The organism is Planctopirus hydrillae, from assembly GCF_001707835.1.
Taxonomy (GTDB): Bacteria; Planctomycetota; Planctomycetia; order Planctomycetales; family Planctomycetaceae; genus Planctopirus; species Planctopirus hydrillae.
Genome location: NZ_LYDR01000152.1, coordinates 258,298 through 270,685 on the forward strand (window position 1 = coordinate 258,298; position 12,388 = coordinate 270,685).

Annotated in this window: 8 protein-coding genes; 3 read left to right on the forward strand and 5 right to left on the reverse strand. The window is 54.0% G+C overall.

Annotation, left to right across the window (positions count from 1 at the left end; genetic code table 11):
* Window positions 1–277 precede the first annotated feature (277 nt).
* From A6X21_RS20075 to A6X21_RS20085, 3 genes are all read left to right on the forward strand, one after another.
* Window positions 278–2,911, forward strand: a complete 2,634-nt coding sequence (locus A6X21_RS20075) for a hypothetical protein (protein WP_131818465.1) — start codon at window positions 278–280, stop codon at window positions 2,909–2,911.
* Between the two features lie 96 nt (window positions 2,912–3,007).
* Window positions 3,008–3,484 carry a hypothetical protein gene (locus A6X21_RS20080; RefSeq protein ID WP_068851768.1) on the forward strand — a complete coding sequence of 159 codons (477 nt, stop codon included), beginning with the start codon at window positions 3,008–3,010 and terminating at the stop codon, window positions 3,482–3,484.
* Between the two features lie 115 nt (window positions 3,485–3,599).
* Window positions 3,600–5,720: a thioredoxin domain-containing protein gene (locus tag A6X21_RS20085; protein WP_068851771.1), complete on the forward strand. Its 2,121-nt coding sequence runs from the start codon at window positions 3,600–3,602 to the stop codon at window positions 5,718–5,720.
* Window positions 5,721–5,730: 10 nt separating this feature from the next.
* On the opposite strand, the gene A6X21_RS20090 is transcribed toward A6X21_RS20085, so the two are convergent.
* The 5 genes from A6X21_RS20090 to A6X21_RS20110 all read right to left on the reverse strand — a co-directional run bounded on the left by A6X21_RS20090 (window position 5,731) and on the right by A6X21_RS20110 (window position 12,307).
* Window positions 5,731–7,398, reverse strand: a complete 1,668-nt coding sequence (locus A6X21_RS20090) for a bifunctional metallophosphatase/5'-nucleotidase (protein ID WP_165603882.1) — start codon at window positions 7,396–7,398, stop codon at window positions 5,731–5,733.
* 108 nt (window positions 7,399–7,506) lie between these two features.
* Window positions 7,507–8,703 (reverse strand): methyltransferase domain-containing protein, encoded by a 1,197-nt coding sequence (locus tag A6X21_RS20095; protein WP_068852314.1) that lies wholly within the window; start codon window positions 8,701–8,703, stop codon window positions 7,507–7,509.
* 57 nt (window positions 8,704–8,760) lie between these two features.
* Window positions 8,761–9,957, reverse strand: coding sequence for an NAD(P)/FAD-dependent oxidoreductase (locus tag A6X21_RS20100; RefSeq protein ID WP_068851778.1), 1,197 nt, complete (start codon window positions 9,955–9,957; stop codon window positions 8,761–8,763).
* Between the two features lie 11 nt (window positions 9,958–9,968).
* On the reverse strand, window positions 9,969–10,847 hold the full coding sequence (locus A6X21_RS20105) for a sulfite exporter TauE/SafE family protein (protein WP_083233768.1): 879 nt from the start codon (window positions 10,845–10,847) through the stop codon (window positions 9,969–9,971).
* A gap of 29 nt (window positions 10,848–10,876) precedes the next feature.
* Window positions 10,877–12,307, reverse strand: coding sequence for an MBL fold metallo-hydrolase (locus A6X21_RS20110; RefSeq protein WP_068851781.1), 1,431 nt, complete (start codon window positions 12,305–12,307; stop codon window positions 10,877–10,879).
* Between the last annotated feature and the right edge of the window lie 81 nt (window positions 12,308–12,388).

Sequence of the window (12,388 nt, forward strand, 5' to 3'; positions counted from 1 at the left end):
GGTGTTTGCCTTGCAGGTTGTGTCTCCAAGTTGTGTTCCCTGAGATTCCTGAAGAATCGATAGGACACAACCCACCTCATACCAACAGCGGCTGCTAGTGGCAGCAGAACTGGTGAAATTCAGTAGACGATATTGTTGCCGTCTCGCTTTCGCAGGGTTCAAGGCATAAAATGAAGCTGTATCGAATTTAACAGGCGTACCGGTGCTGAAAATGTCGTCAAACCATCGTCTGGTTTCCAATCGCTGATCCTTTCCTGTATTGCGGATAATATTCCGCATGGCACCTCTCTGGTGCCAGGTCACCACGCTGAAAGATTCTGCTATGGACTTCGCTGTCTGTCCCAGTTGCAAGCAGTCGGTCCTGGATGATGATGCCGTCGACTGCCCCTTCTGTGGTGCACCGATGAAAGGCGGCCCCAGACCTGGTGGCGCTCCCGCCAAACCGGCTACCTCCAAAGCGGCACAGTCTTCAAAATCTGTTTCCGCCAGTGCTACCAATACAGCCAGCGCCGCCAACGCAGTGAATCGTGGTGCCGCCAATAAAAGTGCCGGCAGATCGTCTTCGGCGGATCAATCTTCGGGAACTGATGATCTCCCGTTTGAAACCGAGACAAAAGCCGCTACGACCGTGGCGGTGGCCACTGCGACCAAACAGCGATCCTTCCGCGTCGTCTGCCCCATGTGTGAGACGGTCGGGTACATCTCACCAAAATCAGCGGGTACAAGAGTCAAGTGCGCGAATCCCAAATGTCTGGTTCCCACGTTCGACGCTCCGCAATTGCCTCCACCCGAACCAGAAAAGCCACCCGAACCTCCACGTAAGCCAAACTATATTCTTCTTGGTGGAGGAACTGCCGCGATTTGCATCATTGGCGGCATCGTCGCTTACTTTGTCGCCAGCCAGCCAGCGGCAAGTCCTGTGGCTGTCAACCGGATGACTCCCGAGGAAGCGGCCCGCCTGCTGGCCGAAACCGCACCGGCCGCCAATACCGCAAACAATCAAACCAAAAATTCCGGCACACCCGACGGCACTCCACAGACCACGACAGAAACAACACCCAACCCGGGCGATACGAAAACCGCCGCAGGTTCGACTGTTGATCTTGCCAAAGAGCTCCCCATTCTCATTGAGAAGACAGTCCTGATCAGGGGGAGCCAGAATCGCAGCTTGCCCTTTTCTCGGCAAATGGCTGCGGAAGCCTATGCGCTTCTCGGCAATATTGAAAAAGCACAAGAGCAGGTCGTGGCCTTTGATCGTGTGGGGCAGAATGTCCCGTTCTACAAGATCTCCATTCTCACAGAACTCGGCTGGGCTCAACTTCGAGCGGGAACCAGCGATGCCGCCAAAGCTTCCGCCCTCGCGGCCTACAATCTTGTCAACAAACTTCCCGGCAACGGACGCTCTCGGCTCATTTTTGCCTCGCGTCTGGGAAGCCTGCTGATTGCGACAGGAGAGGCCGACAAAGCCACTCAGTTAGCGAATGACTACGCCACCACGTGGAAACCGGGACTGATTGATTCCAATCTGGTGGCCGAACGACTGGAACGCCAGGATGGTCAAGTCGCGGCTTTGCTTCAGTCAGGTCTGGATGACTTCGCCGGCTCAATTGCCCAGGTGACAGCCACCCGGCCGGGAGTTGTCTGGTTTGAACCGCAGGCGGCAGCGATGGCAAGATCGGCTGCAGCTCACGGTTTTAGCGAGAAGGCGATCTCCTGGGCGATCAGCCAGCCGGAAGTTCGACAACTCGAAGCACTGGGTGAAATCGCTGCCTTCGAAGGCGCAACTGCACCACCAGATGCCACTGCGGAGGCTCTGAAAGCCAAATTCGATAGCTGGGGTGCCAACGCTTCTGTCATGAAGTTGCCAGCCTCGAAAGCTTATCTCTTCGCGCGGGGCGCGGCGGCAGTCGCTTCGGTTTCCAGGCCGGCAGCCCTCGGGCTCATCAAAGAGGCCCAGACACTCCTGGAACCAGTAGAGCTTCCGGCTCCTATGACCTGGCCCAAAACCCAGGGATTGATTAATCCACAACTGCCAGCGGTCGCGCCATTAGAACGACTCTTCGTGGCCTGGGCCGAAGTTTCCATCGCCTGCCAGTTGGCGGGAGATACCGCTGGTTGTGATGCAGCGCTGAGCAAAGCTCTTGCAACACTGCAAGGAGTTGGCCCGGCTCTAAACTATGTCGATCAGTTTCTGGAGCAACTCAATGGCCCGGATGTGGCTAGCATTCGCGATCGACTCAAAGACGAACTGGGAATTCGAACAGAAGATGCCGCGCGGCAGGCTTTCTCCAGTTATCGCCGGGGAACTTTGAATTATCGAGAACATGCCGCCATTCGATATGATCTCGAACTCCAGGCTCTGGATCGGTTGGCACAGGCCGGCGGTCAGGCGATCGTCTGGAAGAAGCTTCAGGAACTGGCATCTGACACGAATGCTGTCCAGAAGCAGGTTCCCAGCGAAATCTCGATGAAGCTGGTTTCTTCATTGGCAACAGCATTCCAGTTAGCGAATGAACCGACACAGGCACAGGCTGTGACCGATTGGTATTCCGGCGTGACGAGAATTGGGGCCATTACACCCTCGGCAACATTACTGGCCGCTTCTCGATTTGCGGCCAAAGATGGTGCTGGTGCAGCGGCTGTGCTCAAAGAGGCTGATGCTCCCACACGAGCCTTGATGACCAGTCTTCTGGCCGGTCAATTGAAAGAAGTGGGTATGGTTGAGCCCGCACTGGTCTTGATCGGGCAGACGAGCGATTTGAGCGTGAGGGAAGAGGCCTCGATATTCGCGGCACATGCTGCCCATCATCAGGGAGAAGCCGCCAAAATCGTGACTCACCTGCAGACACTTCCGCAAGCCACCGAGCGGTTATCCTGGATTCGCGGCTTATCAATGCCCATAAAAAAGTAGCGATTGACCCGAATCATTGATGATGGCGGTACTCAGACCCAGATTTAGCAAGCTGGGATCGAGTACTGAGAACACTTGCAGTGACGAAGAGATGTCATGCCGCGATTCGCACTGCTGGAACACGATTGGCCCGCAAACCATGGAGATTTTCTTCTCGAAGTCCCCGGGCTCACATCTCGCGATGGTCTTGGGCTCTGTTGGACATGGCGATTTCCAGGGGATCGAAAGGTCTGGGAAAAACTGTTCTTGCAGGGTGGCTCGATCGAAGCCGAAAGAAATACCGACCACAGAGCCCATTATCTCGATTATCAGGGGGCAGTGACTCCCGCCGCCGATGGCACCCCTCGTGGCTTCGTGACGATTGTCTTTCAAGGGGAATTTCAATGGGCGGAACTATTGGAACTTTCGCCGCTGGAAGGTCCGCCCGTTTTGCCCGATTTCCTGCAGATCGCCTTTCAGGTTCATCCGGGAACACAAACGATGGCCGGTCAGATGCAACTCTTGAAGTCGCCCACAGGCTGGAAGATCACGATTCTGCCCGAGACGAATTCCAGGGCTCTCAAGACAGATTGAGTGCATTCGTAATACAATACTGCAACACAAGCGTAACGCTGCGTGACGAGTGGCATGCTTTCTCGATGGAAGCATTCTGTCCGCCAGTGAAAACTCATCAGGGCCTAAGAATCTTATGAATCTTGTCAATCGTCTGGCGGCAGAAACCAGCCTCTATCTCAATCAGCATGCTCAGAATCCGGTCGCCTGGCAGCCGTGGGATGATGAAGCGTGGAAACTGGCACGCGAACTCGATCGACCAGTCTTTCTGTCGATTGGGTACAGTGCCTGCCACTGGTGCCATGTGATGGAGCACGAAAGCTTTGAGAATCCTCGAATTGCCGAACTGCTCAATCAGTGGTTTGTGAGTATCAAGGTCGATCGCGAAGAGCGGCCAGACCTCGATCAGATCTACATGGCCGCCGTAATCGCCATGACTCAGCAGGGTGGCTGGCCAATGTCAGTTTTCCTCACGCCTCAGGGGCATCCGTTTTATGGAGGAACCTATTTTCCCCCGACCAGCCGCTATGGGCGTCCGGGGTTTGCTGAAGTCCTCGCCGCCATCCACGACGCCTGGCAGAACCGTCGTGAAGTAGTAACTGAGCAAGCCTCTCAATTAACCATGACCGTCCAGGATCAGCTCTCGGAACGTCAGGAGCCAACGACTCTTCATGAGAATCTGCTGGAAAAGGCGGGCCGTACGCTGGTGCGAGTTTGTGATCGTGTGAATGGTGGTTTTGGACATGCCCCCAAGTTTCCTCATGCGATGGATTTACGGCTCGCCTTGCGCCTCGCGCATCGATTCGATACGACGGAAACAGCCGAAGTCGCCGAGTTGGGGCTGACGGCGATGGCCAAAGGGGGGATTCACGACCACCTGGGAGGCGGCTTCGCCCGCTACTCGACCGATGAAGTCTGGCTGGTACCGCACTTCGAAAAAATGCTGTATGACAACGCGCTCTTGCTGCAGGCCTATCTGGATGGCTGGCAGTTTTTTAAGACCGATTTTTACCGCCGGACGGCCCAGTCGATTGTCCATTACGTCTTGCGGGAAATGCAGGTTCCCGGGGCCGAACTGTCGGGAGGATTCTGTGCAGCCCAGGATGCCGACAGCGAAGGTGAAGAGGGGCGATTTTTTGTCTGGTCACAATCCGAGATTCGCTCTGTCCTCGCAGGAACTGCACAGGGGAATGATGATTCGCGGCTCTTTGAGCGGGCCTACGGTGTGACCTCGGGAGGGAACTGGGAAGGTCATAACATTCTGAATTTGCCGAAGACGATCGCCGCACTCGGACGCGAACTCGGCATGGCGGAAACTGCCCTTGAGCAAAAGCTTTCACTGCTGAGAGCGAAGTTGTTTAAGCACAGGAAAAGTCGGGTTGCCCCAGGTCGTGATGAAAAACTGATTGTCGCCTGGAATGGTTTGATGATCTCTGCACTGGCCCGAGCCGGACTTGTGCTCGATGACCAGGAGGCACTTCAGGCCGCTCAACGGGCCGCCCGCGTGATTCTCGACATGGCGGAGAGCCTGCCCTATGGCTTGCCTCATTCGATTCAGAAGGGGCAGCCAAAGCATGGTGCCTATCTGGATGATTATGGATGCTTTTTGGAAGCACTGATCGAGTTGTTTCTGGCGGATGGTGATCCCTCCTGGTTATCGCGGGCTGTTCCACTGATCGACCGCCTGGTGAATGAGTTTCACGACGATGAACACGGCGGGTTCTACTTCACGAGTAATCAAGCCGAGAAACTGATCAGTCGCAGTCGGGATTTTCAGGATAACGTGACACCCTCTGGCAATGCGGCTGTCGCCAATGCACTCCTTAAGTTCAGTCGAATCACATCAGACGCTCGCAGTGAAGCGTTGGCACATGAAGTTCTGCAGGCCGCCTCGGGCCTCATGCAGCAATCCACAATGGCTACAGCCCACTCGCTGGCCGCTCTCGATTGGTGGCTGGGCCCCAGTTACGAATGTGTGTATGTACCCGCTGAGACGACATCAGCAACGGATTCTGGACCTTTGAAACAGGATGCCGTTGAGCGAGTGGCCCATGAACTCTACCTGCCGAACGTCCTGTTTCTCACAGCACGAGCGCAATGGGAGGGCACACTCGCAGCCGGGCTGGTGCAGGGGCGCCTGGCTCCTGCGAGTGAACCGGTGCTCTATGTCTGTCAAAAGGGAGTCTGCCAGCTCCCCGTGGTCGGTGAAGCAGCAATCATCGCCCGACTCAAAGGATTAGCACGAGAGCTGAATTGACGGCTCAAGGTTACATCCCCCAAGCCTGATACGATCCTCTCTGTCCTTCTGAAAGGATCGAGTCCTGACTGAAAACAACCGGTGCAAGATCGTCTGCGTAGGCCCTTCCTTCGCGAGAGGGTGAGATGACTGGATGCTTCTGAAAATAGGTGATCAGGGCCTGATGAATGGTCTGTGGTGCAAATGTAACATCATGCACCCCGCGAATCCGGCAGATCACGTCGAGTGGTTCACCACTTCGCTCACAACTGGCGACAGTGTAGCGTTCGGTTTCATCAAGTATTTTTCCACCCACATGAACCTCTTGAACCCGCTTGCCCTGGCCTGCTCGCATGGAGTAACGCATCATCATCCCGGAAGCCCGCGGGCCCCAACCACCCGAAAGACGTTTTGGATCTGGCGAATAAACCAGTTCCAATTCATTTTCCAGATAGTCCTTGAGTTGTCGTCCAGTAACCCAGCCAACTTTGATACGAGCATCCATAGGAAGCAGATTCCAGAGATCTCCCACAGTGATGTTTCCTGCCGGTATGGGCAGTCCAAATCGGAAGCCATTGGAGAAGGCAATATCCACGTTTGTTTCGTCACGAAGTGCATCGGTTATGAAGTCATCAGCACTGGTTTCAAGCACATCGTATCGCATGATCGGTGTTACCGTCCGGCCCACAACTGTATTGGCACGCTCTCGATACGGTTTAAGGTTCTCATCCACAAGCTGTTTAACCACTGGGTTTTCCGGAGTATTTGCTGCCGAAACTTCGATGAGCCGAAACCGGTGGGCCACAATTTCGTTTCCGGCATTGAGTTCCACATCCAGACGTCCCAGGAATGAGCCCATGCCGGCTGATTCAACAATGATTGTTTTTCCTTCGATAATCGACTGAGTCGTTCTTTCATGCGTGTGCCCTGAAAGAATGATATCGAATTTGGGGAACTCTCTGGCCAGGTAACGTGCAACAGTCAGTCCGGTATGGAACAGGCCCACAATTAATGTGACCCGTTCCTTCGATTTGAGATCATTCAGAAACTCAGACAGCCCATTGAGTCTGGAGGTGTCAAGACCGGCAAACTCATCGGGCGAGTGGCGGTCACTGGCTTTGAGATCCGTTAAGCCGACAAATGCGATACGACACCCATCTTTTTCAATAATGGATGCAGGAGGGAAGATTCGATGGCCCGTACTTTTCTCATGAAAGTTGAAACAGGTGACTTGAGCTTTGAGTCGACTCATGAGTTCTCGAAATCGTGCCGGGCCGTAGACAGGTTCCCAATTCCCAGGGACGAAGACATCTGCACCGAGTGCGTTTAATGGATCCAGAATGACTTCCCCACGAGACCATGCGGCTGGCCCGGAACCCTGAAACTCGTCACCCCCATCGGCGACAAAGACAGGCCCCTGGGATGCTTTGATTTCACGATCAATGGCTGTCTTTAAGCGTGCAAAGCCACCCATCTGCTGAAAAGCTGGAAGCTGGCCCGGGAGGTAATCCCAGTGTGTTTCCAATTGGGCATGTGTGTCTGTGAAGTGCAATAGAGTCACCGACCGGGTCGTCTCAGCAGGTTGGGAATCTGGAGAAGTTGCTTTCGCTTCGGCGTAGGCCGATGGCTTTACCAGCCATTGAGAGCTCAATATCCCACCTGCGGTCAGTGCCGCGAATTCTCTTCGAGTCAAAGGCATGTTCACCATCCTGAGTTGTTCGGAGTTGCGAAGCTGTCAGACTGACAGCTCGTAATTTTGTATTGACTTCATGAACTCAATTGAGATGCTTGGCCGAATCATCACCTGTCACTTAGGGACAGCGACGAGACTGTAGCCATTGGTCTGGCGGTTCATAAGAGTCGTCATGGCCGATGTCGTAATGATCACCCCTTCGCCGACCTGCATGTGAGCGATTTTCTTACGGGCTAAGGTCTGGCCGCAGACCATGATTTCAACATCCGCCTGATTCAGCTTTTTGATCAGCTCAAGATTCGGGTTTGGAAGACTTGCTGCTGCACTTGCCTTGTCATTCGTCAGGATCGAAAGTGCTGCATCACCGTGCATGATGACGGCGATGTTGACATCACTCGCTTTGAGACCGGCTGCCCCATAAAGATTCAGCAGGCGGGCAGCACGTTCCAGCCCGGCATTGACCTCTCCCGCAGCAGACGATGCCGTGACATCGAAGATCACTTTGGCGCCACTTCGCGGTCCTTCCGGAGCACCGGTCAGTTCCGCCACACCGCCAATGCCGGGAATAATGGACGACTTGAGATCTGGCACGCCGGCAGGTTTCTGAAACTCAATCAGATAATTGTCGCGAAGTGCACCGGAGCGTTCACCAACATAACGAAATCCCGTGGAGAGAATCTCCTGTGTGACGACATCCTGACCTGCGCGAACGTGACTGAGTGTCCATTCCGAACTTTGCCCTTCAATACGGCGAAAATCGACCACAATCAGCCGTCCGCCAGGCTTCAAAGCCTGAAAAATCGAGGCCATCATTTTCTGAGGAAACTCGAAGTGATGGTAGGTATCGCAAATAAAGGCGAGGTCGATCGATCCTTCAGGCAGGTTGGCAGAAACGTCCTTGCCCAGCACTGTTTCTACATTCTGCTGTCGAAGTTTTTCACTGGTGGACTGGATGTGTTCGAGAAAGTTCTTCGAGATATCAACAGCAATCACACGTCCCTGTTCCCCCACAAGCGGTGAGAAAGCTCTGGTGAAGAGACCGGTCCCGGCACCAATATCGGCGACGACTGAGCCAGGTGATACTCGGCAGGCTTTGAGAATCTCCTCACGCTGGTGAAAGACCTCGCGGCTTTCGATTTCGAATTTCTCGATGAACTCCTGCGGTTTTGCGTTTTCAAACGAGCGATTGATCCCGGGCTTGACGCTCGTCTCCTGAGCCATAGTGGCTGTGGAGAAGTTGATCAACAGACTCGCCACATACAGGCCCGGAATCAGCAGCTTTTTCGCGAGTGAACATCGCAGTGAATTCATGGTCATACTTTCTAAGGGGCGTTTTTCTTGAGTGATGGATCCGCAGGTCGAGACCGTTCAGGCTCGTCCTTTGAGCATCCCATGCCAGTACATGATTGGTAGCAGGTAACGTTTCAAAATCCACATGCTCCAGCGCTCTCGAGATTGATCAAAAGGAAAAGTCTCTGCCGGTTGTTTCTCATAGTCAAATTCGGCCAAGACAAGTTTGCCAATGCCGGTAACAACCGGGCATGACGTATAGCCATCGTATTCTGCCGTGAGTGCCTGCCCACGAAGAGCAGCCAGAAGGTTTTTGACGAGGACAGGAGCTTGCTTACGGATCGCAGCACCCGTTTTGGATGTGGGGAGGTTACTGCAATCACCCAATGCAAACACATTAGCGAATGATTTATGCCTGAGCGTCTTTGGATCCACATCGATCCAGCCCTGCTGGTCTGCAAGTGGACTTTTGGCAAGGAACGTGGGTGGACCCATGGGGGGGGTGACATGCAGCAGGTCAAAGTGAATCGTGACGATTTCGTTTGTATCGATACGGCGAAAGTCTGCCTCTTTGGCTTCGGCTCGAATCGCAATCAGTTCATGGCGAAAGCGGCAGTCGATCTGCTTGCGGGCAATCACTTCTTCAAGCGTCTTTCGGTATTTCTCAATAGCGAATATGGTTTGAAGAGCAGTGGTGAAGATGATCTTCGTTTGATCTCGAATCCCGGCTTCTCGAAAGCGATCATCAGCCAGATACATGATTTTCTGAGGAGCACCGCCACATTTCACTGCTCCCGCCGGATTCGTGAAAATAGCGTTTCCGCCTCGAAAATTTCGAATCGCTTCCCATGTGGAATCGACAGTTGAAAATGAATAATTACTGCAAACGCCGTTCGTTCCAATCGCCTCTTTGAGACCTGGTATCTGATCCCAATTGACCTGCAACCCCGCTGCGATCACCAGAAAATCGTACTTGATCACCCTTCCAGATTTAGTCAGTACCTGATTGTTCTCAGGTTGAAATTCTGTGGCAGCATCGCGAATCCACTGTGCGCCGCGAGGAATTACAGATCGCATCGGTTTTGCCGTGGCGTTTTTCGAAGCAAGTCCTGCCCCCACCAGCGTCCATAATGGCTGATAGAAGTGTTGATCTCCCGGTTCAATAATTGCGACGGACGGACGACCGAACCATCGATTGAGGAGCCGGGCAGCGGTGGTGATTCCAGCCGTTCCTCCACCAATGATGACGACCTGATAATGTTCAATCTCGGACATGACGGATCCTTTCAAATCGAGGCTGTCAGATTGCGGACGATGACCATCGTCGCCACCAAAACAATCGCCACGACAAACGTTTTCTGAAGTGCGGGGCCCGAGAGTCGCTTGGCGAAGGCCTGTCCGGCCACAACACCCGCCAGGCCACCCAAAACAAATGGAAGAGTGATTTCCAGATCGACAGTTCGTCCGGCAAAAGTTTGAGAGATCACTCCCGAGAGGCTCACCAGTGAAATCACAAACAGAGATGTCCCCACCGCTTTATGAATAGGCATACCACTGAAAAGCACCAGGGCCGGGATAATGACAAAGCCCCCGCCGACACCAAACAGACCGGCAATCACACCTGTCAGCACACCGACCATCAAAAGCAGTGCCGCGCATCGGGAGGTAAGTATCAGTTGCCCCGATGGACTGCGCTGGCATGTCACCTGGTCATCAGGTTCTTCATGACCAGTCGGCTGGCAGAGTGAATCTTTGACGAAAGGCTTTGTCGCTTTTTTCCACATTCTTTCAGCGACTATGAGCATCAGACCCGCAAAGGCCAGCATCAGCACGGTCTCTGGAATCAGGTTGGCAATCCACGTTCCCGCTGGTGTCCCGATCATGCCCGATAGGGCAAACAGGAATCCTGTCTTGAGATCCACCTCTCCCTTCCGCCAGCGGGATAAAAATCCGGTAAAGGAAGTCAATCCCACAGCGATCAGCGAAATCGTGATGGCCTCACGGGGATCCACACCCATCCCGTAAACTAGCAGTGGAACAGCAAAAATCGCTCCACCACCTCCCGTCAGCCCCAGTGAGAGCCCCACCAGACTCCCAGCGATGATGGCCAGGAAGTGATGAAACTGCAGGCTGAACTCCATCCACTCAGGCCACGACATCAACATGGCTTGGTCTCCTCAAACGGGATTCCTGCCTAGGCACCAACAACGTGCTGGTCCATGCTCGGATGAACGACCGGAAGATTGGCTCGCTTCCAGGCATTGAGGCCACCTGCCAGATTGAGCACCTTCAGACCAGAGCGGCTCAGGAGGCTGGCAGCAATCGCTGATCGTCCCCCGGCTTGGCACTGCACCACGAACGTTTCATCGGGCGATAACGTCTTCGAGGACTTCCGGAGCCCACCCAGAAATGCGTGTGTGGCCCCTTCAATGTGTTCTTCTGCGAACTCGTGTGCCGAGCGGACATCGAGCAGTTCGATGGAGTGATTCTCCATGAGCTCTTTGAGTTCTGTCGGAGAAATCGACCGATAGGCTCCCTTTGCCAGATCACTCTGTTCGAGCTCAGAGCGATCGAAGTATCCCTGGATATTGTCAATGCCGATAGATCGCAGAGCTTTCAGTTGAGCAGGCAGACCTTCTGCGTTGGAGATCAGCAGAACCGGTTCGCCATCGTCCACAAAGAATCCACTCCATTGGGCCAACTGGGTTGCCGGAATGTTGATGGTTTGAGGAATCGATTTCTGGGCGTAGAGCGCAGCGGGTGAAGTGTCGATCACCAGCCTGGTACCTTTGGCTTCGACCAGTTGTTCCATGTTCAGACGCGAAACCGCAGAAAGTTCACGAATGAGTTGAGGGCCAACTTTGTTCACACGCTTCATGACGGCGAAATAGGGAGGTGTCTCAGGCTGATCATCGAGAATGTAGTCGACAAAGGCCTGTTCACTTCGAATCTGCAGTGCCGGGTTAAAGAGCTTTTCGTAACCCACAGTGGAAGAGGGAATAGCTCCTAAGCCTTTGCCGCAGGCACTTCCGGCACCATGGGCAGGCCAGACCTGCAGAAAGTCGGGCAATGCCAGAAACTTTTTGATCGAGTGAAAAAGTTGGCGGGCTCCAACTTCAGCGCTTCCGACAACACCCGCAGCCGTTTCAAGAAGATCCGGTCGACCAATCGAACCCACGAAGACAAAGTCTCCCGTAAAGATTCCCATGGGTTCGCTGGCACCACTGCCACGATCTGTGAGCACAAAAGAGATGTGTTCCGGAGTATGGCCCGGCGTGTGCATCACTTTAAGCTGCACATTCCCGACACCAAAGACATCACCATCGCGCAGCAGTTGCACCTGATGCTTCGAGATGTACTGATACTTCCAGTCGGCAGGGCCTTCATCAGAGAGATACAGCGTCGCCCCGACTCGATCGGCTAGTTCGCGTGAACCGGAAACAAAGTCGGCGTGAATGTGTGTCTCTGCCGCCCCCACGATTTTCAGGCCCTGCTCCTGAGCCGTTGCAATGTAGCCATCGACATCGCGACCAGGATCAATCACAAGGGCCTGACCTGTGCGCTGACAACCAACGAGATAAGAAGCATGGGCGAGTGCCGGGTCATAAAAATATTTCAGAAGCATGGCGAATCTCCTTTCGAGTTTTGGGGAGTGACTTCGAAATGGGCGCACTTTCTCCGAGTTCCCGTTTTCAGCGGGATGAAA

Coding starts and splice junctions, on each gene's coding strand:
- A6X21_RS20080 (WP_068851768.1), top strand. CDS start 3,008: ATGCCGCGATTCGCACTGCTGGAACACGATTGGCCCGCAAACCATGGA.
- A6X21_RS20105 (WP_083233768.1), bottom strand. CDS start 10,847: ATGTTGATGTCGTGGCCTGAGTGGATGGAGTTCAGCCTGCAGTTTCAT.
- A6X21_RS20090 (WP_165603882.1), bottom strand. CDS start 7,398: ATGCCTTTGACTCGAAGAGAATTCGCGGCACTGACCGCAGGTGGGATA.
- A6X21_RS20110 (WP_068851781.1), bottom strand. CDS start 12,307: ATGCTTCTGAAATATTTTTATGACCCGGCACTCGCCCATGCTTCTTAT.
- A6X21_RS20075 (WP_131818465.1), top strand. CDS start 278: ATGGCACCTCTCTGGTGCCAGGTCACCACGCTGAAAGATTCTGCTATG.
- A6X21_RS20085 (WP_068851771.1), top strand. CDS start 3,600: ATGAATCTTGTCAATCGTCTGGCGGCAGAAACCAGCCTCTATCTCAAT.
- A6X21_RS20095 (WP_068852314.1), bottom strand. CDS start 8,703: ATGAATTCACTGCGATGTTCACTCGCGAAAAAGCTGCTGATTCCGGGC.
- A6X21_RS20100 (WP_068851778.1), bottom strand. CDS start 9,957: ATGTCCGAGATTGAACATTATCAGGTCGTCATCATTGGTGGAGGAACG.